22 protein-coding genes are annotated in these 23,531 nt (G+C 53.5%); 9 read left to right on the plus strand and 13 right to left on the minus strand.

Going from position 1 to position 23,531, the window contains the following annotated elements:
- Window positions 1-72 precede the first annotated feature (72 nt).
- Window positions 73-1,056 carry a glycosyltransferase family 2 protein gene (locus tag V0288_RS07945; protein ID WP_332864540.1) on the plus strand — a complete coding sequence of 328 codons (984 nt, stop codon included), beginning with the start codon at window positions 73-75 and terminating at the stop codon, window positions 1,054-1,056.
- A 227-nt stretch (window positions 1,057-1,283) separates the two neighbouring features.
- On the opposite strand, the gene nfi is transcribed toward V0288_RS07945, so the two are convergent.
- The gene (gene nfi / locus V0288_RS07950) at window positions 1,284-1,970 is read right to left on the minus strand and encodes a deoxyribonuclease V (protein WP_332864541.1); all 687 of its coding nucleotides are present in this window, start codon (window positions 1,968-1,970) and stop codon (window positions 1,284-1,286) included.
- 72 nt (window positions 1,971-2,042) lie between these two features.
- Here nfi and V0288_RS07955 point away from each other — a divergent pair, with 72 nt between their 5' ends.
- Together V0288_RS07955 and V0288_RS07960 are read left to right on the plus strand one after the other, a co-directional pair.
- A complete protein-coding gene (locus V0288_RS07955) occupies window positions 2,043-2,270 on the plus strand; it encodes a hypothetical protein (RefSeq protein ID WP_332864542.1) in 228 nt (75 codons plus the stop codon).
- A 188-nt stretch (window positions 2,271-2,458) separates the two neighbouring features.
- Complete coding sequence (locus V0288_RS07960; RefSeq protein ID WP_332864543.1) at window positions 2,459-3,007, plus strand: Uma2 family endonuclease; 549 nt, start codon at window positions 2,459-2,461, stop codon at window positions 3,005-3,007.
- 17 nt (window positions 3,008-3,024) lie between these two features.
- Here V0288_RS07960 and V0288_RS07965 read toward each other — a convergent pair whose 3' ends face one another.
- Window positions 3,025-4,227, minus strand: coding sequence for a homocysteine biosynthesis protein (locus V0288_RS07965; protein WP_332864544.1), 1,203 nt, complete (start codon window positions 4,225-4,227; stop codon window positions 3,025-3,027).
- A gap of 690 nt (window positions 4,228-4,917) precedes the next feature.
- Here V0288_RS07965 and trmFO point away from each other — a divergent pair.
- Together trmFO and V0288_RS07975 are read left to right on the plus strand one after the other, a co-directional pair.
- The gene (gene trmFO / locus V0288_RS07970) at window positions 4,918-6,288 is read left to right on the plus strand and encodes an FADH(2)-oxidizing methylenetetrahydrofolate--tRNA-(uracil(54)-C(5))-methyltransferase TrmFO (RefSeq protein ID WP_332864545.1); all 1,371 of its coding nucleotides are present in this window, start codon (window positions 4,918-4,920) and stop codon (window positions 6,286-6,288) included.
- A gap of 92 nt (window positions 6,289-6,380) precedes the next feature.
- Window positions 6,381-6,962: a Uma2 family endonuclease gene (locus V0288_RS07975; protein ID WP_332864546.1), complete on the plus strand. Its 582-nt coding sequence runs from the start codon at window positions 6,381-6,383 to the stop codon at window positions 6,960-6,962.
- 83 nt (window positions 6,963-7,045) lie between these two features.
- Here the strand turns inward: V0288_RS07975 and V0288_RS07980 are convergent, their stop codons facing one another.
- From V0288_RS07980 to V0288_RS08000, 5 genes are all read right to left on the minus strand, one after another.
- Window positions 7,046-7,504, minus strand: a complete 459-nt coding sequence (locus V0288_RS07980; RefSeq protein WP_332864547.1) for an NUDIX hydrolase — start codon at window positions 7,502-7,504, stop codon at window positions 7,046-7,048.
- A 21-nt stretch (window positions 7,505-7,525) separates the two neighbouring features.
- Window positions 7,526-8,914, minus strand: coding sequence for an argininosuccinate lyase (argH, locus tag V0288_RS07985; RefSeq protein WP_332864548.1), 1,389 nt, complete (start codon window positions 8,912-8,914; stop codon window positions 7,526-7,528).
- Between the two features lie 309 nt (window positions 8,915-9,223).
- Window positions 9,224-9,427: a hypothetical protein gene (locus tag V0288_RS07990; protein WP_332864549.1), complete on the minus strand. Its 204-nt coding sequence runs from the start codon at window positions 9,425-9,427 to the stop codon at window positions 9,224-9,226.
- Window positions 9,428-9,456: 29 nt separating this feature from the next.
- Window positions 9,457-10,887: a PP2C family protein-serine/threonine phosphatase gene (locus tag V0288_RS07995; RefSeq protein ID WP_332864550.1), complete on the minus strand. Its 1,431-nt coding sequence runs from the start codon at window positions 10,885-10,887 to the stop codon at window positions 9,457-9,459.
- 713 nt (window positions 10,888-11,600) lie between these two features.
- A complete protein-coding gene (locus V0288_RS08000; RefSeq protein ID WP_332864551.1) occupies window positions 11,601-12,314 on the minus strand; it encodes a biliverdin-producing heme oxygenase in 714 nt (237 codons plus the stop codon).
- 484 nt (window positions 12,315-12,798) lie between these two features.
- Between V0288_RS08000 and V0288_RS08005 the strand changes: the two genes are divergently transcribed.
- Entirely contained in the window at window positions 12,799-13,539 is a 741-nt protein-coding gene (locus V0288_RS08005; RefSeq protein WP_332864552.1) for a response regulator transcription factor, read from the plus strand.
- Between the two features lie 337 nt (window positions 13,540-13,876).
- Here the strand turns inward: V0288_RS08005 and V0288_RS08010 are convergent, their stop codons facing one another.
- The 6 genes from V0288_RS08010 to V0288_RS08035 all read right to left on the minus strand — a co-directional run bounded on the left by V0288_RS08010 (window position 13,877) and on the right by V0288_RS08035 (window position 19,775).
- A complete protein-coding gene (locus V0288_RS08010) occupies window positions 13,877-14,002 on the minus strand; it encodes a hypothetical protein (protein WP_332864553.1) in 126 nt (41 codons plus the stop codon).
- A 74-nt stretch (window positions 14,003-14,076) separates the two neighbouring features.
- Window positions 14,077-15,855 (minus strand): S8 family peptidase, encoded by a 1,779-nt coding sequence (locus V0288_RS08015; RefSeq protein ID WP_332864554.1) that lies wholly within the window; start codon window positions 15,853-15,855, stop codon window positions 14,077-14,079.
- A gap of 77 nt (window positions 15,856-15,932) precedes the next feature.
- The gene (locus V0288_RS08020; RefSeq protein WP_332864555.1) at window positions 15,933-16,367 is read right to left on the minus strand and encodes a VOC family protein; all 435 of its coding nucleotides are present in this window, start codon (window positions 16,365-16,367) and stop codon (window positions 15,933-15,935) included.
- Window positions 16,368-16,401: 34 nt separating this feature from the next.
- Window positions 16,402-16,998 carry a ribonuclease HII gene (locus V0288_RS08025; RefSeq protein ID WP_422661933.1) on the minus strand — a complete coding sequence of 199 codons (597 nt, stop codon included), beginning with the start codon at window positions 16,996-16,998 and terminating at the stop codon, window positions 16,402-16,404.
- Between the two features lie 2 nt (window positions 16,999-17,000).
- Entirely contained in the window at window positions 17,001-19,079 is a 2,079-nt protein-coding gene (rne, locus tag V0288_RS08030; RefSeq protein ID WP_332864556.1) for a ribonuclease E, read from the minus strand.
- 552 nt (window positions 19,080-19,631) lie between these two features.
- A complete protein-coding gene (locus V0288_RS08035) occupies window positions 19,632-19,775 on the minus strand; it encodes a hypothetical protein (RefSeq protein WP_332864557.1) in 144 nt (47 codons plus the stop codon).
- Here V0288_RS08035 and V0288_RS08040 point away from each other — a divergent pair.
- Genes V0288_RS08040 through ribBA form a run of 3 tightly spaced genes read left to right on the plus strand, consistent with a single transcriptional unit; the run spans window position 19,728 to window position 23,454 of the window.
- Window positions 19,728-21,473, plus strand: coding sequence for an ABC transporter ATP-binding protein (locus tag V0288_RS08040; RefSeq protein ID WP_332864558.1), 1,746 nt, complete (start codon window positions 19,728-19,730; stop codon window positions 21,471-21,473). The two genes, V0288_RS08035 and V0288_RS08040, sit on opposite strands and share 48 nt — an antisense overlap.
- 30 nt (window positions 21,474-21,503) lie before the next feature.
- On the plus strand, window positions 21,504-21,743 hold the full coding sequence (locus V0288_RS08045; RefSeq protein WP_332864559.1) for a hypothetical protein: 240 nt from the start codon (window positions 21,504-21,506) through the stop codon (window positions 21,741-21,743).
- Between the two features lie 31 nt (window positions 21,744-21,774).
- Window positions 21,775-23,454, plus strand: coding sequence for a bifunctional 3,4-dihydroxy-2-butanone-4-phosphate synthase/GTP cyclohydrolase II (gene ribBA, locus V0288_RS08050; RefSeq protein ID WP_332864560.1), 1,680 nt, complete (start codon window positions 21,775-21,777; stop codon window positions 23,452-23,454).
- The last annotated feature ends 77 nt before the right edge of the window (window positions 23,455-23,531 follow it).

Consider the following 23,531-nt stretch of genomic DNA (forward strand, 5'->3'; position numbering starts at 1 on the left):
AATCGCCACTAACATCTTGTCCAAGATCGGGGAAAAACATTAAGATTTGTTTGAAGCTCTTGGGTATAAAGTATGTTATATTCTCCCGGCCTCGTGGAAATCTCCGTCGTCGTTCCCGTATATAACGAGGAAGAGAATCTCGACGCTTTATTCGGGCGACTTCTCTCGGTTCTCGACGGCCTCGACAAGAGCTACGAGATCGTCTGCGTCAACGATGGTAGTCGCGATAATACCCTCGCGGGGTTGCTCGATTATCATTACCGGTACCCGAGTATTAAAGTGGTGAATCTGTCGCGGAATTTCGGCAAGGATATCGCGATGACGGCGGGAATCGACTACGCGCGGGGATTGGCGGTCATTCCCATCGATGCCGACCTCCAAGATCCCCCGGAATTGATCGCCGAAATGGTCGAGAAATGGCGCGAGGGCTATGACGTGGTTTACGCGTCCCGTCGGGAGAGAAACGGAGAGACCTGGTTAAAACGCTTCACCGCGGGCGCTTTTTATAAAATTATTAATAAAGTGAGCGATTTTCCCATTCCCCCGAATACGGGCGATTTTCGCCTGCTCGATCGACAGGTGGTAGAGTCGCTCAAGAAGATGCCGGAGCGCAACCGGTTTATGAAAGGCCTGTTCGCGTGGGTGGGGTATAAACAGACGGCGATTTTTTTCGATCGACAACCCCGACATCTGGGACAAACCAAATGGAATTACTGGAAGTTATGGAATTTCGCGCTCGACGGCATTACTTCTTTTAGTTTTCTCCCCCTAAAAGTTTGGACATACGTGGGATTCTCGATCGCTTGTCCGGCTCTCCTCTACGCGCTGTTTTTGATCGCCCGAACGATCGTTTTCGGCATCGACGTACCGGGCTACGCTTCGACTATGGTAGCCGTCCTCTTTCTCGGGGGAATTCAATTACTCACCCTGGGCATCATCGGCGAGTATATCGGCCGGGTGTACGAGGAAGTCAAGGGACGACCTCTCTATCTCGTGCGCGACCGCTACGGCTTCGAGCCGAGCGAGGTGTTACGGGAAGAAGTTTATCAGAGGTAGGAACGGTAGGGGCGGGCTTCCCAACCCGTCCGTACAGGAATCGAACCACCCTGTAAATTCAGGAACTCATCGAATATATTTAAGAAAATAAAGTAAACGAAAATTACTCGATCGAGAGTTACAAAACCGAGTATCTTGATTTCCAGCTTTCAGGGGATATTTAACGCTAGGTTAGTGGACAGGGCTTGATTGGGGAAACTCGATCCTCGATGATAGATTCTGCCTTTCTAGGTTCCTAGATTTCTGACTTCTCCTCCCTCTTTTTTCGATAATTTATCCGCGAGACGGGTGGGTTCTGGTAAACGATATTTCGTCAGACATCGCGAGACTCGATCGATCGCCGTTTCCAGACTCACCCGATGCCCGATCGAGATATACAACGGTTTCACGCGGGTACGGGAGCGGAAAACCGCGCCGATCGTTTCTTTTTTATCGATTAAGGGTGTCCACGCGCCTTTTTCTTCCCCTAGCGGCGCGTGTTTGCCCACCAGTAAGGATTTCGCCACGCCGATCGTCGGTCGATCGATCGCGACCCCTAAATGGGACGCGATCCCCAGGCGCCGCGGGTGGGCGATTCCCTGCCCATCGCAGAGATAGAGATCGGGATTCGTTTTTAAATGTTCTAATGCTTCTAATATCGCGGGAATTTCCCGAAAAGAGAGGAAACCCGGCACGTAGGGAAAACCGGTCGGCATTCGGGCGATCGAGGTTTCCACCACTTCCAGCGAGGGGAAGTTTAACACGACGATCGCCGCTTTGGTGATGGTGTTGTTCTCCTCGAAACCGACATCGACCCCGGCCACCAATCCTACCGGATCGAGCCGATCTTCGGGGATCACGAGCGATCGAGCTTGTTGCTGGATCTCTCTCGCGGACTCGATCGAATCCGGGACGGTGAAGGAATAACGACTCATGGCGCGATCTGGCGATTTCCATCGACTAACGTTACAATTAGCGATAAATTAACGTGAATTTTCCGAGAAACTATGACCCGAAAAATGCTCGTTCTATCCACCGCCTCTAGTAGTCTATTATCGCTGTTAATTTTGACCAACGCGGTACAGGCTTCCCCCGAATCTTCCCCGGTTCATCTACAGGGAATGAATACAAGCCTAGAAATGGCGATTCTTAACCCGGCCAATCGCGAGGAAAACCCGATCTTCCGACATATCGGTTGTAGTTGTGCGGTTTGCACTCGATCGACCGCTTTGTAAATCACTCGATCGATAGACGCGAACCCTGACAATTATCAAAAAGCGATCGGGGTGACGGGTTCGGTGACGGTAAACTCTGCCGATCCGTTTTTTCCCTCGATCGCCGCCTCCAGCCTTGACCGAATCCCTAAAATTCTTTTAAAATCTTATTAGGGCTTTACTTTCGATTTTCTCCTACCCCGACAACGATGTACACTCTAACTCGATGGACAGTGGAAGACTATCACCGCATAATCGAAGCGGGAATTTTAGAAGATCGTCCCGTGGAATTAATGAAGGGAGAAATTATTGACATGAGTCCGGAGAGTCCGTTTCACCATTTTCTGAATATGAGTGGTGTTACTTATTTACGATCGTTATTAGGACAACAGGCGATTATCAGTGAAGCTCATCCCATCACGTTGCCGGATTCAGAACCAGAACCCGATATCGCGATAATTCGTCTTCCTATTACTAACTACAGAAATCGTCACCCCCATCCCGAAGATATCTATTGGATCATCGAGATCTCGGATAGCACCCTGAAAAAAGATTTAAGCTTGAAAAAAAACGTATACGCCAGCGCGGGAATCCGGGAATATTGGGTTATCGATCTTCAGACACGAACCCTACACGTCTTCCGAAATCCTCTAGGAAATGATTACGAGAGCGCGGAAACTTATCGAGATGGGGTGGTTTATTCCCTCGCGTTTCCCACGATAGAAATTAGTGTCAAAAAATTACTCGGAATAGAATAATCGATCCTCCTTACAAATCATTCGATCGATAGACGCGAACCCCAGCGATCTTGTGGTATAAAGGCTCGATCGGTCGCGATCGGGGCGACGGGTTCGGTGAGGGTAAATTCCGCCGATTCGATGCGGTTTTTAAGATCGATCGCCGTTTGACGGGAAAGATAAATACTGGCAAGAGGCGCGACGCGAACGCTTTTTCCCTCGATCGAGATCCGGCCGCTTTTAAGTTTCGCGTAGGTGACGAGGCCGAAGGTGGGGCGAACCCGTCGGGGAATCGAAAAATCCACCACCGGCGCGACGATTTCCTCGTCTTTCACGGCGCAATTCTGCAAGATTTCCTCGGTTAAAACCGGAATCGGAACCGCGACCCCTAACAGTAAAGAAGCCCCGTAATTTTTGAAATAACAGCCGCGTACCCAACGCGAATCCATCTGTTTCGCGTCGCCGATGAGCGCTAACGTGGAAGCCGGACCGATCGGGGTATGGTTCGCGAGCCGTTTTTGTAGGGGAAAGTGTTGGGTTCCCTCCCAAGAAACGTAACCGATTCCCCCTCCTAATAGGATACGCGTGCCGATACCGATCGCCTGTAAATCTGGATCGTTAAAAAGTGGGGAGATCGCGCCGGGGTTACAATAAACGGCGTTACCGAGGCGCGGCTGTAGAGGGCCGAGATAGGTGTAAAGAAGTCGATCGCCCCCGTTCACACCGACGATAAAATTCTGGTAGAGATTGCGCGGATTGAAAAGATAGAATTGATTGATCGTGTCTTTAGTGATGGTGGTTTCAAAAGTCGATCGGGGGTAACAGTCCGTCACCTGGCCGATCGCGCGCAGATGGATCGCTTTTCCCGCGATCAGATCCTCGATAACGTGTCCGCCGCCGCGTTCGCTTTCTCGATGTTCTCCATCGGTGCCATCCATTTTAGTGCCGACATCGCCCATCGCGCTCGCCCCCAGATACAGATCGACCGCGCCGAAACCCGCGTAGGCCGGGATACCATCGAGCCAACACTGCCGGATTTTAATCGGCGGATCGGTCTGTCCAAGATTGATGAGCGCGCCAGAAGATTCCATCGGCTCGAAAGTCCCCGTACAGATCACGTCTACCTGTTGGAAAGCTTCTTTTAAGCCGATCTCGGCGATTTTTCGTTTCGCTTCCTCCACCGTCCAGACAACGGCGGTTTTCTCGTGAATTTTCTCGTTAATTCGGGCGATCGTTCTCATCTCGGTCGGCTATCGGCGGGAGTCCTACTTTGCATTGTAGGACAGGAAACCGATTAGACCTCCTGCAAAAATCAAAAATTTCTCGTGGGGACAGGAGTCAGGAGCCAGGAGTCAGGAGTCAGGAGGAGAAAGGAAAAGTAAAGACTTTTTAAGAATCTAAATACTGAATTTTTATTCTAAAAAACGTTTAAAATCGTCATTTTTAAGTTAAATTATACTTTCCCCCCTCACTTTTGCCGGAGGTCTATTCTAGAAATCAAAAGTTTCTGCATCGGGAGAAGATAGGAGCCGATCGATGGGAACCGGGCAAAGATAGAAATAAGAAGGAATGATAAAATGAGAACTATCGCTGTTTTATCTCGATCGATCGCGACTTTCTAACTTTTTTGGCGATCGATCGTCAATTCGGTACAAAGTCTAGAAAGCTTAGAATGAAGATAAAGCGTCGATAACCGATAGGTCATAGACCTCTTACACGATTCGTTTTTGAGGGTTTAAAAACTTCAAAAATCGGAATTATACACCATAAATAAGTGTTTTCTGAAAATTTTAGCGATAATGTTCTTTCTCCTGACTCCTAGAGCTTGTTTTTCGGTGGATTACGCTTCGCTAATCCACCCTACGGTCTCCTGACTCCTGACTCCTGACTCCCTAACCACACGACAATTTTAAAATTTTGCAAGAGGTATCATGAGCGATCGAGCGATTCACGTTATCGGGGGAGGATTGGCGGGAACCGAGGCCGCGTGGCAGATCGCGCGCGCCGGGATTCCCGTGATATTGCACGAAATGCGCCCGATCCGCTCCAGTCCCGCCCACCATACCGAATATCTCGCCGAATTGGTCTGTAGTAACTCGTTCGGGGCGATGGCGGTCGATCGAGCGGCCGGATTACTCCACGAGGAGTTGCGCCGGCTGGGTTCGGTGATTATCGCGTCGGCCGATCACCACAGTGTTCCCGCGGGAGGGGCTTTAGCGGTCGATCGGGGCGTGTTTAGTTCAGAATTGACAGAAAATCTCGCCAATCACCCGCTAATCACCTTAAAACGTGGGGAGATCGGCGAAATACCGAGGGATGGAGTGGTCGTTTTAACTACCGGCCCGCTGACCAGTCCGGCGTTGGCGGAAGATCTCCAGCATTTCGCCGGGATGGACTACCTCAGCTTTTTCGACGCGGCCAGTCCGATTATCGTGGGCGATTCGATCGATCGTTCGATCGCTTTCCTCGCTTCCCGCTACGATAAAGGCGAGGCGGCCTACCTCAACTGTCCGATGAACAAGGAACAGTATCTCCATTTCTGGCAAGAACTCTGTCGGGCCGAACAAGCGGAATTAAAAGATTTTGAACGGGAAAACGCCAAATTTTTCGAGGCTTGTCTACCGATCGAGGAACTGGCGCGACGGGGCGAGGATACCATGCGCTACGGCCCGCTAAAACCGGTCGGACTCGGCGATCCCCGCTACCCGGATCAACGTCCCTACGCGGTCATTCAACTGCGGATGGAAGATAAAGCGGGGCAGTTGTGGAATATGGTCGGTTTTCAGACGAATTTGAAGTGGGGCGAACAGAAACGCATTTTCCGCCTTATCCCCGGATTGGAAAACGCCGAATTCGTCCGTATGGGAGTGATGCACAAGAATACTTTTATTAACTCCCCGAAATTACTTTCCCCCACTCTCCAGTTTCATTCCCGTCCCACCCTACTCGCGGCCGGGCAACTGGTGGGGACGGAAGGCTATACCGCCGCGGCCGCCGGGGGATGGTTAGCGGGAACGAACGCGGCGCGGTTAGTGCTGGGATTGGAACCGGTGACGTTACCGGTAACGACGATGATGGGCGCGTTATTCGAGTTCATCAGCACCGCGGAACCGAAACATTTTCAACCGATGCCGCCGAATTTCGGGATTATGCCTCCCTTAGAAACGCGGGTACGGAATAAGCGGGAGCGCTACGGTTACTATAGCGATCGATCCCTCAGCGATCTAGAAAATTGGTATCGCTCGATCGCGGAAGTTTCCGAAAGTGCCGAGATACGCCCAGAATCGGTCACTTTCGCGTAAATATTCACTGGCGGTAAAAGCGATCGCACTACAATAAGAAAGTGTCCGCCGATGACTCGGAAGTTCTCTCATTCTCTCGCGGGAGGTTCGATATGGTAGTCGCGTCTCGGTTTCTGTCTCTAGAAGATTTTTGGGATTTTGACGATGGAACGGATACCCGTTACGAGTTAGAAGAGGGGGAATTACGAGCTATGCCGCCAGAAAATGACCTTAATCTTCGTATTGCATCTTTTTTAATCATTTATTTTTCACAGGTAGGAATTCCCGCTTATCGCTTGAGAATCGGGACGGAAATTGTAGTTAGTGGAACCCGTCCGACGGTGCGCGTGCCGGATTTGATGGTGTTATCGGAGGAATTAGCGTCAATTCTGGCCAGCGCGGGTCGATCGACCGTGACGATGGAGATGCCGCCGCCGGAATTGGTGGTAGAGGTGGTTTCCCCCGGACGGGAAAATGTCAATCGGGATTATCGGTACAAGCGATCGCAATATCAGGCCCGGGGAATCGGCGAGTATTGGATCGTCGATCCGATCGAGGGGAAAATCACGATACTGAGTTTAGTAGAGGGACTATACGAGGAATCGGTTTTCACCGGAGACACGGAAATCGTCTCGGCCTTTTTACCGTCGGGAGTTTCGTTAACCGCGGCGCGGGTTTTACAGACGGGAGTATAGGGAAAAAACCCGATCGGACGACCTTTTCCCTTTCCCCTTTTCCCATTACCGGCGAATCTCGCCTAATTTCGGAAAAATCGGGATCAAGCTATCACCGTGACACCCCGCAGGTAATCCTGTAACTGACGCTCGTGATCGTGGCTGAAATCGCCCAGGGGTAGGGAATCGATCGAGAAAGCCCGAACCTCGCTAATTTCCAGGGTGTCCAGGATACCGAAACTCCCGTCGGCCTCGGCCTCGATCGAGACCGAGATCGAGTGAATCCGCGGATCTCGATCGAACGAGGAATACACCCCCACCAAACGCCGGATTCGTAACAAAGTTAAGCCCGTCTCCTCGGTTAACTCGCGTTTGGCGGTGTTGGGAATATCCTCGCCCCAATCGATCAACCCGCCCGGAAGTCCCCATTGTCCCGTATCCCGCCGTCGTACCAACACGATCCGACCGTCGGGGAGAATCGGGATGATCGTTACCCCCGCGATCGGATGACGGAAGATCACCCCCATCACGGTTTTGATATATTGCCAGACACGACCACCCATAAAAACCCTCGCGGTTCGCGGTTAATCCGTTTGTAAGATAGTCTTCGCCGACGCTAACGCCGATCGAACCTGCTCGAAACCCGTACCCCCGTAACTGTTGCGGGCGGCGACCACCTGACGGGGGGTGATAGCCTCGTAGATATCCTCCTCGAACGCGGGATGTAGCGATCGCCATTCTTCCAGGGTCAGGTCTTTTAATAATTTACCCGCCGCCAGACTGGTTTTGACCACTTTCCCCACTAAATTATACGCTTCCCGGAAAGGAACTCCTTTCGCCGCTAGATAATCCGCGACATCGGTGGCGTTAGAAAAGTCTTCCGATACCGCCGCCGCTAACCGTTCGGTACGGAATTGCATCCCTTCCGCGAGAAGAATCGTCATCGCCTCCAGAGAAACGCGAACGGTATTCACCGCGTCGAAGAGGGCTTCTTTATCCTCTTGTAAATCCTTGTTGTAGGCGAGGGGTAAGCCTTTCATCAGGGTGAGTAGCGCCTGAAGATGTCCGAAAACGCGCCCGGTTTTCCCGCGTACCAGTTCGGGAACGTCGGGATTCTTTTTCTGGGGCATGATACTCGACCCGGTGGCGCAACTGTCGGTCAGACTGACGAAGCTAAATTCCTGCGAGGCCCAGAGAATGATTTCCTCCGCCAGACGGCTGAGATGTACCATGATCAGACTGGCCGCCGCCAGGAACTCGATGGCGAAATCCCGATCGCTCACCCCGTCGAGGCTGTTGTTATACACTCTCTCGAAACCGAGGAGATTGGCGCTGTAATGGCGATCGATGGGAAACGTCGTTCCCGCGAGCGCCCCGCACCCGAGGGGGGAAATATTCACCCGCGCGCGGATCTCGCCGAGACGCTGGTAATCGCGTTCGGCCATCTGGAAATAGGCGAGGAGATGGTGGGCTAAACTGACCGGTTGGGCGCGCTGGAGATGGGTATAACCGGGGATGAGGGTTTCCACGTTATTTTCCGCGAGATCGACGAGAACGCGCTGGAAATCGCGGATCTCTTGGCGAATATTATCGATCTGCTCGCGTAGGTACAGACGGACATCCGTACCGACCTGATCGTTGCGGGAGCGGGCGGTGTGGAGTTTTTTGCCCGCGTCTCCCACTAATTCCGTTAAACGGTGCTCGACCGCGAAATGCACGTCTTCCTGGTCGATGCCGGGGTTGAACTGTCCGGCGCGATATTCCTGGCGGATCTGTTCTAATCCTTCCACCAGGCGATCGGCCTCCTCTCGGGTCAGAATACCCGTGTAAGCCAGCATTCGGGCGTGAGCGATCGAGCCGGTGAGATCGTGTTCGATCAGTTCGATATCGAAGCCGATACTGGCGTTAAAGCGCGCGATAGCGGGATGGAGACTGCCTTCAAAGCGATCGCTCCAAGTTTTCTTGTCTGTCACTGTCCTAGTCCGGTAGCGTGGTGGTTCGAGGGGACCCGCGCCCGAGAATCCCGGTTAGCGTTCGTAGACCTCTCGCGGGATCGGGATCGGATCGTCTTAACCCGCGACAATCAAGGATCTATGCAGATAAACCAGTATTTTACGGGGTCGTAAAATGTTTCAGCCCGGATTTTTCTTTATAGCTCTTGATCGCTGGCTTCTGTTACCGAACCATGACGGAAAATATCGAATTCCGCGAGAATTCCGGTCGGTCGGGGGGGTGCGAACTTATCCATGATAGCGGTTTTTCGCGGCCCGAGCGACGCTAACTCAATAGCTCGTCATGCCTTTAAACAGATAGCCCGCCACGATACCGACGATTAAAGCCCATACCTGTCCGGATTTGATGAAATTAGAGAACCATTTCTGAAAACTGCCGATAATATCCACGTCCTTATCGGTAATGGTCATCAGGGAATCGGTGAGCGGGGAAAGGTCAACGCCGGCCACGAGGTGATGGATAGTATCAAGCACGATCGAACTCCTGAACTGTATATCGTTTTCTAGCTAGATTGTACCCGCATAACCACCAAAGTCATATCATCGCCACTATCGTTGTCCGAACCGGTGAATTTTTCCACCGTATCGAACAGATATCGCAAGATTCTCTCCGGGGTTTCCCGCCGCTCGCAAGCCTCGCGCACCGCGGCCAGCCAGTTTTTCTCGTCGAAGCGCTCGCCGAGAGAGTTCACCGCGTCGGTGAAACCGTCCGTGTAGTAGATGAGGGTGTCGCCGGGTTCTAGGCGAACGCTCCCGTCTTCATAGGTCGATTCCGCTTCCAAACCCACGAGCATCCCCTCGGTATCGAGGCGATCGATTTCCCCCGTCGCGGCGTGCCAGAGTAAGGGGGGGTAATGGGCGGCGTTACTGTAGGACAGGACACGGGTACGGGGATCGTACTCGGAATAAAATAAGGTCACGAAACGATGGGAATTTTCCAGATCGGCGTACATGACGCGGTTGAGATGGGTGAGGATCTGCGAGGGGGAATGACGGTTCAACACTTCCGCCCGTAACATCCCGCGGGTCATGGTCATCAGTAATCCCGCCGGAACTCCCTTGCCCATGACATCGCCGATAACGATACTCCAGGGAACGGCACTGGCCTCGTCGGGATCTTCGCGATCGGGGGTCAGGCGATCGTAATTACTGGGAATAAAATCGTAGTAGTCGCCGCCGACGCGATTGGCGGTTTTACAGTGGGCGGCCAGTTCCACGCCGAGAATTTTCGGGCATTGGCGCGGCAGTAAACGGGCTTGAATTTCCGAGGCGATTTCCAGTTCGCGATCCTGACGTTCTTTCGATCGCAGTTCGATGGTTAACTCGTTGTTGGCCATCGCGACCGCGGTTTGATCGGCGACTAGCTGGAGTAGTTTCCGTCGCGTCGGTGTCCAACTGTAATCGGGATCGCGACTGAAAACATATAGTCTTCCTCGCTCGCTATTCTTGACGAGTATCGGCGTACTGTACACCCGCGTTCCCGTTCCTAATGTCTTGCGAATCTGGTAATCGAGAGAATCCAAAAACGAGATCCCCGTGGCTTCCCGATCGTTTCCGGCCTCGATTAATTCCCGATTCGATCGACGAACGATCGCTTCTAGAGATAAACGCAGTTCCGAACCGATCTGATTGTCCTGACAGTGCAGTTGTTCGAGCGAGGCCTGCCCGTTCGGTTTACTCAAGATCAACGCTCCCCCTTCCGCGTCGGCCACCCGCGCCGCCATCAGGGGGGTGAGATCGAGAAACTGGTTTAAGTTATTGAAACTGCGGAGGGCGAAACCGAGAGAGCTTAACAGATTTTGGACTTTGTTCTGCTCGCGGTACAAACTGGCCACTAACTCTTTCAGTGCCAATATCGGTTTGACATCGGCGGGGGAGTTCCCGATCGGGGCGGGGGAGGGAAGGGAAGTTATCGGTTCGGGATCGGAAAGCATATTCTCAGAGGGTCGATCGGTCGCGATAAATTATAACGGGAGCGGGAGAATTCCCGCCGCGGCCTGTTTAAGTCTAACAGTATAGTTGATCTTTTTCCCGGCGCGACAATTCACCGCGAATGTTTGCCGATTTTCGCGGGAAAATCGTCCCGGATCTGCATTGACAGTTTCCCTCGATACTAGACCTCTCGCGAAAATCAAAAATCTCTCGTCGGGACAGGAGTCAGGAGGAGAAAGGAGAATTTAAGAGTTCGGAAAAAACACGAAAAGTGTATTTTTCGCTATATATTCTTAAAATCGTAATTTTTTAGTTGAATTTGACTGTCGCGCCTCACGTTTGCCGGAGGTCTACTAATACCCGATCGAACTACCCGGAGAGAAAATCGGGAGACAACCGAGGTGAGGTAGATGGGGGATGGGGAAAGCGTTATCCTGTCGATCGGTATCCGAAAACTCTAGAAACTTTTTCTCTCACGAAATCTGTATCCAAAAAAACTCGAAACTTTTTCTCTCACGTCTCACGAAAAAGGACGAGAAAACACTACTTTTCTACTCCCTACTCCCCGCTCCCCACTCCTCGCCCCCCGCTCTCTTCCCTCCTACCTCCCGATTCCCCCGAAAATATAACGGACAATCCCGAAATCCAGATAATAATCATGGCTAACCATTACCCGAATTTTAGAATTGTCCGCTGAAAACGTTAGAAATCGGATTTACTCGGCGGTCGCGAGTTCGGTACTGCCGGTGGAGCGGCGACGGGTGAGCGAGTTGAACAGCATGATGCCGATCGCCTTGATCAGATTGCCCTCCAGTTCCTGGAACATTCTCATATTCATCCCGAAAGCGGCGTTGGCTTCGGCGACGATCCGTTCCGCGGTCGCTTCATCGACCGGTAACTCGTTGAGAGTTTGACGGTAGTGGTTTTTATAGGCTTTCTCGTCGGGAATATCTTTGAAATCGTAGAACGCGGTCCCGCCGGACTCTAAACCCATCGCTTTCACGGCGATTTTCTTGAGGATCTGTCCCCCCGATAGGTCGCCTAGATAACGCGTGTAGGAATGGGCGACGAGGAGTTCCGGTTCGGTAGCGGCGACCTCGTGGACGCGATCGACGTAGGCTTTTCCGGCGGGCGATAGCGAGATCTCCTGGCGCCAGTTGGGACCGTAATAGAAGTAGAGGTCTTGTTCCAGGGCGTTTTTCCGATTCAGTTCGGGAAAACAGATTTTCGAGACCACCGGATGCTCGCGGAGTTTTTCCAGTTCCTCTTCCATCGCCGAATAGACGAAGTATAGATTGGCCACGAGTTTACGATAGGAATTTTTCTCGACTACACCTTTGAGAAAACACTTGACAAATCCGACATTTTCTGCCATCGTGTGCGATTTTTTCGTGCCTTCCCGCAGTAGAGTTGCTAGATTGACGCTCATGTTACGATTCCCCGCTTGGATGAGTGGACCGGTATGGTTCGTTACAGAATAATTACGAAAACCGCCTATTTGGGTAGAGTAAACCGATTTGATGAGAAATTTTATTAAGATTTTTTACGGATTCGACGGGCGCGAGAGGTCTCGAAACCGCGAGGGGCCTGGGCGATCGAACCGGGCGGCACCCGATCGGCGGGGGCGGTCATTTTGTAAAGATTGATAAAGAGACGGACGGGGTTGATCTTTTCGGAAGAGACGTTATAATGTAGCGCGAATACCGTTCCACGAACGATGGCGGTAATATTTTTTAAAAAAACGTAACACGAGGGCGGTAAGCGGAGGCAAAATTCAACGAATTGAAACCGAATTTAGTAATCATGCTTATAATCAGGACAGGATTCTTACTTTTCCGATCTCCGTAGGCGCTTTCCGCGCGTGTCCGTTTTCTGAATCTTGACTCGAACCTTTTAGTTGTAACGCTCTGGTGATGCCCCGAATACTCGTAATCGATGACGATCCTGCAATCTCGGAATTAGTCTCCATCAACTTGGAGATGGCGGGTTATGACGTGAATCAGGCGGAGGACGGGATTAAAGGTCAGGCCCTCGCCGTCCAACTGCAACCCGATCTGATCATGCTGGATTTAATGTTGCCCAAAGTGGACGGTTTTACCGTCTGTCAACGTCTCCGGCGCGACGATCGCACGGCGGACATCCCGATCCTGATGTTGACGGCCCTGGGACAAACCCAGGATAAAGTAGAAGGCTTCAATGCCGGCGCGGATGACTATCTCACCAAACCCTTCGAGGTGGAGGAAATGTTAGCCCGCGTGCGCGCGCTACTCAGAAGAACCGATCGCATCCCGCAGGCGGCGAAACATTCCGAAATCCTCAATTACGGCCCGCTCACCCTCGTTCCCGAACGTTTCGAGGCGATCTGGTTCGAGAAAACGGTCAAATTAACCCACCTCGAATTCGAGTTACTGCATTGTCTCCTTCAACGTCACGGGCAGACGGTTTCCCCCAGCGATATCCTCAAAGAAGTCTGGGGTTACGATCCGGATGACGATATCGAGACGATCCGCGTGCATATCCGTCACCTGAGAACGAAACTCGAACCCGATCCCCGTCACCCCCGCTATATTAAAACGGTCTACGGCGCGGGTTACTGTCTGGAACTGCCCAGCAGTGAACAGGTTTTACCCGATTCGGACGCGGCGGTAGTTTAGAGATCGCGCGATCGATGAGGGAATAGCCGTCAGCCCTCCGTCCATCAACGATCGTCGTTCCCCGACCCCTCGCGTTCGGAAAGCGGAAAGCTCGCTAAAATCCGAAGGAATAGCCGATCGTTAGTTGTAATTTATTGCCCTCGCTACCGGTGGCGATATCCCCGGAGATACCGCGATCGAGAGCGTTTTTTCACCCGATTTGTGGGCGGAGACAGCCCCCGGTACGAACGCCCGCCCTACCGTTGACGTTTTCACCGGCGATCGCCCGTAATTCGGCGGCAAAGGTTCGATCGAACCTCTCGGATACGGGGTAGAGTGGCCGAGAATCCCCCCGGAATTATCGATCCTCGCTATCCGGGTCGGTTTTGACTTCGAGATCGAGAGGTAAGCGAGCGTCGCGCGGGATGATTTCCGCCCATTCTCGGAGAGTTTCGGTTAACCGTTGCCGTAATAACCCCGTCATAATCACTACAGAGCATCCCTTCCACTCCAGAGGAAAAGCCTTTGCTTTTCCTCTAGTCTCTGTATTTAATCTTCTTAAGCCTTTTTAGGCAATATGGCGGTTTTCAGGGCTATATAACCTAAACCGAGACATAATAGCGCGTTAACGCCGAGAAACGTCCGGGCGATCGAACCGTCCCCGATCCACATCACCGCGGGATCGATCGCCGCGCTAACCCCGAGACAGGCGGTAACACCGAGCGTGAGTCCGATCGTGAACCATTTCCAGCGTTTATGTCCTAAAAGGAGGGCGATCAGACCGAAAGGAACGAGAACGCTGGCGAAAAGAGGGTTCAGCGCCGAACTTCCCTGAACGACGCTTCCGAGATCCGGGAGGGAACTACCCATTACCCGAAGCGGCCACTGGGGCAGATCGAAGATATACAGCCCGCGGAGGAAAAACAAGCCGGAACTACCGAAAATTAAGCCCGCGTTGAAAAATCCGTTCCACTGGAAGGGGAAATACACCCGCAGGAACCAAGCGAGGAGATAGGAACCCAAAACCATCGCCAGTTTCGGTAAAATCGCCACCGCGCCGCCATCGATCCAGAAACGGGGATTGAGATAGCCGTTATCGCGCAACCAACGGAAGAAATCGCGGAAGGTGATCTGTCCGTGTAAAGCCAGTTGTACCGCGTTGCCCGCGTCCAGTTGACCCGCGCCGAAGTGATTGAAGGGATCTTCGCTCATTTTTCGGGACGATTGTTGTAATACGTTCCGCACGGCTTCCGGTTCTTTCACTCCCGCCGCTTTAATCAACGCCGCTACTCCGGCGACGTGGGGGGCGGCCATGCTAGTCCCTTGCAGACCGAGGAAAACGGGTACATCTCCATTGGCGGGATCGATCGTTTCCTGAAGGATTTTCCCCTCTTCCGAACCACCGGGGGCGGAAATATCGACTCCCGCGCCGAAATTGGAGTAGGGGGCTTTATTTCCCGACGGATCGAGGGCGGAAACCCCGATAACGTGAGGATAGCGCGCCGGATAGGAGGCGGAATTATCCCCCGAGTTCCCGGCCGCCGCGATGACGACCGCGCCTTTAGAATACGCGTACTCGATCGCCTCTTTCATGACCCGCGTTTCGCCCCCGCCACCGAGACTCATATTGATCACGTCCGCTTGATGGTCGGCCGCGAAACGGATCGCCTCGGCGATGTCGCCCACGGTTCCCCCACCCCCGCTAGAAAGTACCTTCAGGGGCATGATTTTGGCTTTGTAGGCGATGCCGGCCACGCCGTAGTTATTATTGGTCGATTGGGCGATCGTCCCCGCTACGTGGGTTCCGTGACCGTTATCGTCGGACGCGTCGTTTTTGTCGTTAACGAAATCGTATCCCTCGACGAATTCGGTGTCGCGCAGATCGGGAACTCTCGAAACACCGGTATCGATCACGGCGACGGTGATTCCCTCCCCGTGATTTTCGTCCCAGGCTTTCTCGATATTAATGCCGCGGAGGTTCCACTGTTTGCTATAGTCGGGATCGTTAGCGGTCTCGAAGGCTTTATAGACGTAGTTGGGTTCGATCGACTCGATATAGTTTCTCAGCGGGGAATTCTGCAAAGCTCTCAGGAGTTGTTTATCTCCCGTGACGGTGTAGAGATGTTCGTCGATCGAGAAAATACTGTTCAGACTGGTAATCTTTCCCGTTTTTTGGTTGATCGCGTTTAACTGTTCGTCGAGTACGGCTGTCGGGATATCGTCCTTGAAATCGATCAGCAGGGAATCGTACTCGCCGCGGTTCGCGAGTCCCGTGAAGTTAAACAGCGCGAATCCTAGCCCGAGGATAAATAGACTCAACCATAAAATTCTTTTCATAGCGGTAGCGGGTCGAGGAGGGGTAGTGTTCGAGGCTTTTAGCCTTGATGGGAAAATCGGTTCCTGGTTCCCCAATTTTACGCCCGATCGCCGATAGCTGTCATCTCGCGACTGCCGAAGACCGCTTCAAAATGTCGATAATACTTGAATTCTAGAAGATTATAGAACGGATCTTCGAGAAAAAAGGTTTTATGTTCGGTCACTTCCCCCGGAAATCGCTTTTTCGGTTCTACATAAAACCCTAGCCCGTTTTGCCGGACTTTCGCCTCTAACCGATCCCAATCGGCTTCCACGGGGAAAATCAGGCCGAAATGACGGGGATAGATGCCTTTTTGGGGGGTGAGGGGAACCTCGGTAACGTGGGCGACCACTTGATGCCCGTAAAAATTCAAAATCAACGCTTTTTCGGTTTCCCGTCCCGCCACGCAACCTAATCCGTCACAATAATAGGTTTTCGCCGTCGGGACATCGGCGATCGGGATGGCGAGGTGAAAGATAGGGGCTTGGTTCATGGCGTTTCGGGAGGGTTCGACTACACTCCCGATTCTAGCGAACGTCCCCGTCGATGACGCGACAGGGGCTAAACGATCGCCGGTGTTGGGAAGTGATGCCGAATTCCCGGATCGCCTGTAGGTGTCGCGCGGTTCCGTAACCTTTATGGAGATCGAGCGCGTGATCCGGGTAGCGTTTCGCCCAACGGGTGATCAGATCGTCGCGCCAAACCTTGGCCACGATACTGGCCGCCGCGATCGCCGGCGATCGCTCGTCCCCTTTGACCATCGCCTCCTGTACTATTGACAGATCCACCAAAGTGTGCATACCGTCAATTAAACACAGCGACGGGGTGCAGGATAACTTAGTCACCGCCCGGCGCATCGCCAATAGGGAGGCGTGAAAAATATTCAAGCGATCGATCTCCGCGACCGTGGCGTAACCAACCCGTACCTCGACGGCGATCTCGCGGATTCGATCGCTCAATTTCTCCCGTCGTCGGGGGGTTAAGCGTTTACTATCCCTCACCCCCAACTCGATCAGGCGGGGGAAATCCGATCGACGGACGACGACGACCGCCGCCACCACCGGGCCGAATAAAGCCCCCCGCCCGACTTCATCGACCCCGGCGATCAGGGGCGCGGTCTCCACCATTAACTCGAAGACGCGGAAGAACGACGGCGACGACGACGGACGACGTTTTCCTCTTCCGGCTCCTCGCCCGTTTCGTTGGTCTCGATCGTTTCCGCCACCGGGGGAACGGTTTCGGGTTCCGCCGTCGGTTGAACCGTTATTTCTTCGACCACGGGAGGGGCATTTTCCGGGAGGGAGATCCGGCGACGGCGACGCACCACCGGACGGCCGGTTTCCGATTCCTCGGTCGCGGGTTCGGGAGTGACGGACGCTTCCGCGTTCTCGATCGGGGGAGGGGTGGTTTCCTCGCTGTCCTCCTCTCCCGGTAGCTTGACGGAAACGACCACGGCTTTCGGGTCTTTAATTTCCTTATCCACGAGAACCAGGGGCGAGATACCCATCAGGGAATACACTTCCTGTTCGGTGGGAGTCATCTCTACCGATACGCGTTCGCGCTCGCGCTCGCGGTCGATAACTTTCGGAGCGGGGGCTTCTTCTCCCCGTCTCGACGGCCGCGAGGGGCGTTCCCGTCTTTCCTCGAACCGAGTCGGTGTTTCCGATTCCGCGTCCGGCTCGATCGAGGTTCCGTTCGCGGCCGCTCTTTCCTGCCGATCTTCTTTTAACAACAACTCGGAAGGACGACGGCGACGGCGACGGCGAGAGTTGCCCCCCTGTTCTTGATAGTTGGGATGGAAATCGAGATCGAGGGATCGATCGCCCTCTTCGGTATCGAATTCCGGGAAAACGTCTTGATACGGTTCCGGCGGGGGCGCTTTATCGGGCAGAACCCGCGGGGGACTGGAAACGAAGCTCTCGCGCTCGCCACGGGAAACGGTCGCGGTTTCCAGGGCGATCGCCCCTCCCTCGCCGGGTAGATGCGCCAGATGTCCCAATCCGCCACAACTCGGACAGGGTTTGCCGAACAGTTCGTAAATGTTTTTGCCCTGCCGTTTGCGGGTTAACTCCACTAACCCCAATTCCGAGAGTTGGGCGATCTGGGGTCGGGCTTTATCGGTTTTCAGGGCTTTATTAAACAGTTCCAGCAGTTTTAACTGATCGCGGCGGGAGTCCATATCGATAAAGTCCACCACGATCACGCCGCCGATATTGCGTAGGCGCAATTGTCGGGCGATCTCGGTCGCGGCCTCGCTATTGGTCCATAGTACCGTTTCCCGCGCCGTGGCCGATCGGGTGAACGAGCCGGAGTTCACGTCGATCACCGTTAACGCCTCGGTCGGTTCGATAATAATGTATCCCCCGGACGGTAGATCGACCCGCGGTTTCAGCGCTTCCCGAACGGCGGCGTTAACGCGGAAATAATCGAGAATCGGCTGGGGTTCCCGATGAAAATCGATGTACACGCCTTCCGGGGCTTTCCCGCCGCTCCAGTTGGTCAATTGCTGTTTAACTCGTTTGACGGCGTTGGGGGAATCGACGACGATGCGGTTGACATCGGCGTTGTACATATCCCGCAGAACCCGTTGAATAAAATCATCGTCCCGGTTGAGCAGGGCGGGCGCGCGGGTACTCAGGGCGGTTTGTTGGATGTTCTCCCATTGTTTTTGAAGCGATTCGAGATCCTCGATAATCGCCTCTTCCGCCTTTCCTTCCGCCTCGGTACGCACCAGTAAACCCATTCCCGCGGGTTTGATCAGGATCGCGAGCGCGCGTAATCTCGATCGCTCGTCCTCGCTCCGGATACGCCGCGATAGGTTCACCCCCCGGCCGTAGGGCATGAGGACGAGATACCGGCCCGGGAGGGTGATATTTCCCGTCAGTCGCGGCCCCTTGTTGCCCGTGGGTTCTTTCATCACCTGCACGAGAACTTTCTGTTGCGGGGCGAGCAGTTCGGTGATCGCGCCGGCGGTTTTTTTCAGTTTCAACGGGCCCAGATCGGTGACGTGAATAAACCCGTTCCGTTCGGCATCCCCGATATTCACGAAAGCCGCATCTATCCCAGGTATGACATTTTCGACCAATCCTAAATAGGTGTCCCCGACCTGTTGGTTGCCCGTGGCCACCACTAATTCCTGTATCTGATCTTCCCAAAAAACAGCCGCTATATGGTGCTGTTCCGCTATAATTATTTGCTTTGGCATTCAATTTCCTCGATTCTTTCTTTGGCAAAGGTGACGGCCCGTTAGCTTGATATCCACGCTGAAAAGGCTACGTCAAAAAATTCTGTCGGTACGGTCAAGAAGCTTTTAAGGCATCGGCAAAAGATGAGTTCCGATCGGAAACTCTCATCTTTAATTTAGGTTGATCCTCCCGGACGCGCTCGCGGGGTCTGGGTTGCCGCGGCTCGATCCCAGAGGCGATCGCTGGCTTTTCACGAACACGAAGAAAAGCGCGGTTATCTCGCGAGACTTGGAAAATCATCCCTGAGTTCTTCTCGATAGATAGCATTTTCTACCCGATCCCGCTCGATTTAAGTACCGAGACGGTGGGGAATGGGGTTTCGATTCGCCTCATCCCTGAAAAGTTTCGTGTGGGTGTGACAACGGAAATTTTCTCGGCTTTCCAAAAACCACGATTCTTTTAAAAAATGCTTTTATCGAGTCTTAACATGACTATAACCCACGGGGTCACTCTCTGACAAGAAGACCGGGGAAGAGATGGGGAGATGGGGAGATAGAAAAGATATAGTAAGTTTAGTGATCGGCTATCCCTGCCTCTTGCCTCCTGCCTTCTGCCTCCTGCCTTCTGCCTCCTGCCCCCTGCCTCCTGACTCCTGACTCCTGACTCCTATGGCCTATTCTCGTCTCTCGAAGCTGGGAAACTACTTGCGTCCGCATTGGAAAGTGGTGACGCTGGGGGTGTTCTCCCTGTTGATCGTTAACCTGTTGGGGGTGTATATCCCTCTGCTGATCCGCGATAGTATCGACGATCTGGGGAAATCGTTCGAGTTCGATCGAGCGCTGTACTATGTTTGGTTAATCCTCATCCTAGCCTCGGTTATGTGGGCGATCCGCATGGCCTCGCGGATCTGGTTGTTCGGGGTGGGCCGTCAGGTGGAATTCGACCTGAAGCAGAAAATTTTCGAGCATCTCCTCACCCTCGAACCGGCTTATTTCTCGACCCGGACATCGGGCGACCTGATCAACCGGGCGACCAGTGACGTGGATAGCGTGCGTCGTCTGGTCGGCTTCGCTTTGCTGAGTTTGGTGAATACGTTTTTCGCCTACGCGTTAACGTTACCCGCGATGCTGGCGATCGATATTCCCCTGTCGATCGCCGCGGTCTCGGTATACCCGTTCATGTTGATCGCGGTACAGTTATTTAGCGGCCGTTTACAGAGTCAACAGCAGGCGGTACAGGCGCGCCTTTCCGACCTCAGCGATCTGGTGCAGGAGGATATGAGTGGGATTTCCCTGATTAAAATTTACGCGCAGGAGGAAAACGAGCGCGCCGCTTTCCACGAGAGAAATCAAAACCTATTTCAAGCGAATCTGGATCTGGTACAGACGCGGAATTTTCTCTTTCCCCTCGTGGAAGCGTTGGCCTACGTGAGTTTGCTGGCGTTACTCGGTCTCGGAACCCGTCAGATTCTGGCGAATAACATCACGATCGGCGATTTTATCGCGCTATTAATTCTCGCGGAACGATTGGTCTTCCCGACGGCTTTACTGGGTTTCACGATCACCGCGTACCAACGGGGGGAAGTGAGTATCGATCGAGTCGAGGCGATTCTACAAACCGAACCGAAGGTGAAAGACGCGCCGGATACTCCTCCCTTTCCCGTCGAGGAGGTTCGGGGAAAAATTACCGCCACCGGTTTGACCTTTACCTATCCCGACACGTCGCGGCCCGCGTTAGAGGGGGTATCCTTTACCATCGAACCGGGGGAAATGGTGGCCGTTGTAGGGCCGATCGGTTGCGGTAAATCCACCCTCGCGAACGCTTTACCGAGACTTCTGGACGTGTCGGCCGGACAGTTATCGATCGACGATCGGGATATCGCGAATATCGATCTCGGCGATTTACGTCGGGCGATCGCTTACGTCCCCCAGGAAAGTTTTCTCTTCAGCACCTCGATCGCCGAGAATATCCGCTACGGCGATCCCGTACTCCCTTTCCCTTTCGTGGAAAAAGCGGCGAAAACCGCCCGTATTCACGAAGAGATTCTCAATTTCCCCCAACAATACGATACTTTAGTCGGGGAGCGGGGGATCACGCTTTCGGGGGGGCAGAGACAGCGAACTTCCCTCGCGCGCGCGCTGGCGATCGACGCGCCGATCCTGATCCTCGACGACGCGCTCTCCAGTGTCGATAATCAAACGGCGACGGGAATTCTCGAAAATCTATCCAAAGGGGGAGGAAAAACGCTGATTTTTATCTCCCATCAACTCTCGGCCGCCGCGACCGCCGATCGCATTCTCGTCATGGAGCGCGGCCGGATCGTGCAGATCGGCACTCACGAGGAACTGATCGATCGGCCCGGACTCTATCAAACGCTCTGGCAACAACATCAACTAGAGGAATCGATCGGTTAGAAAGATCTCTCGCTGGATTCAAGAATTGTCGTGTGGTTAGGGAGTCAGGAGTCAGGAGTTAGGAGTCAGGAGTCAGGAGTCAGGAGTCAGGAGTCAGGAGACAGGAGTCAGGAGTCAGGAGTCAGGAGACAGGAGACAGGAGTTAGGAGACAGGAGTTAGGAGTTAGGAGTCAGGAGACATCCTTAGTAAAGCTCGTCCGGATTATCTCGACAACCTCGGAAAAAATCTCGATCGATACGGCCGGGATTCGCGATCGATACCACCTGTAAGATAGAGATAGTTCCCTCGTTGCCGTAAACCGTGACCGCTACCTCTCTCCCCCCGATCGAATTTGATTCCATCGATAGCGCCCTGGCCGAGATCAAGGCGGGCCGGGCGATCGTCGTCGTCGATGATGAAAACCGGGAGAACGAGGGCGATCTGATCTGTGCCGCTCAATTCGCCACTCCCGATATGATTAACTTCATGGCGGTACAGGCGCGGGGACTGATCTGTCTGGCGATGACCGGGGATCGTCTCGACGCGCTCGATCTGCCGTTGATGGTGACGAAAAACACCGATAGTAATCAGACCGCTTTTACCGTGAGCATCGATGCCGCTCCCCATCTCGGCGTGAAAACGGGCATTTCCGCCGACGATCGCGCGCGAACGATTCAGATCGCCATTAATCCCGCCACCCGTCCCGACGATCTCACCCGTCCGGGCCATATTTTCCCGCTGAGAGCGAAAGAGGGAGGGGTGTTAAAACGGGCCGGTCACACGGAGGCCGCGGTCGATCTGGCGCGATTAGCCGGACTCTACCCCGCGGGGGTGATCTGCGAGATCCAGAATCCGGACGGTTCGATGGCCCGTCTGCCGCAGTTATTCGAGTACGCCCGCGAACACGGGTTAAAGTTAATCACGATCGCCGATCTGATCGCCTATCGTCTCCGGCACGATCGATTCGTCCACCGGGAGACGGTGTGCGATTTTCCCAGTCAGTTCGGCACTTTCCAGCTGTACGCGTACCGGAATTTACTCGATCGCTCCGAACATATCGCCATCGTTAAGGGAGATCCCGCGACTTTCGCCGATCGCCCGGTCATGGTACGGATGCACTCGGAATGTCTCACCGGGGACGCGCTCGGTTCCCTACGCTGTGACTGTCGGATGCAGTTACAGGCCGCTTTGAAGATGATCGAGAATGACGGGGCCGGGGTGGTGGTTTACCTGCGTCAAGAGGGACGCGGGATCGGCTTGATTAATAAACTAAAAGCCTATTCTTTGCAGGATATGGGCTTGGATACGGTGGAAGCGAACGAACGCCTCGGATTTCCCGCCGATCTGCGCGATTACGGCATGGGAGCGCAGATGTTGAACGATCTGGGGGTGCGAGAGATCCGGCTGATCACCAACAATCCCCGCAAGATATCGGGATTAAAGGGGTACGGGTTGGAAGTGGTCGATCGGGTTCCCCTATTGATCGAGGCCAACGATTACAATTCCAATTATCTGGCCACGAAAGCGGAGAAGTTAGGCCATTTACTGTTACAAACCTATCTGGTGACGATCGCCCTCGATTGGAGTCAATACCCGCCGCCACCGACCGAAAGATACGAGAAACTAGAAAGATTACGTCAATTAAGCCGTTTCTATCAATTATCGCTCCAAGAAGAAGCGCGCCCGGTGGCCAATTCTCTCTTTAATAACGCCCCGTTGATCGTCCATCTGGGATCGGATCAAGCCGGGGTGGTAGCGGCCGATTGGTATCGCGATCCGGACAATCCCCGGTGGAAATCGATCGCCGAAATTCTCGATAAAATCGCCGCCTGGCCGGAAATTCAACGGCTAGAGTTCTTGATCTCCACGGGAGAGGATGCGATGACCGGTTTGGGGGTGAAATTAGACCGGCAGAAATTATCGTTCGATCGGCCTCCCTCTAGCCTATCGGGACAGTTAGCCACCCAGATTATTTATAGCCTGAATCATTCTCTAGAGTGATGTTAACTCTAGGAAATATTTAGTAAAGTTTTTCCCGAAACGTTCTTCGAGCGAACGGTTCTCCCCTCGGGAATGAT

Source organism: Pannus brasiliensis CCIBt3594, from assembly GCF_036688125.1.
Taxonomy (GTDB): domain Bacteria; phylum Cyanobacteriota; class Cyanobacteriia; order Cyanobacteriales; family Microcystaceae; genus Pannus; species Pannus brasiliensis.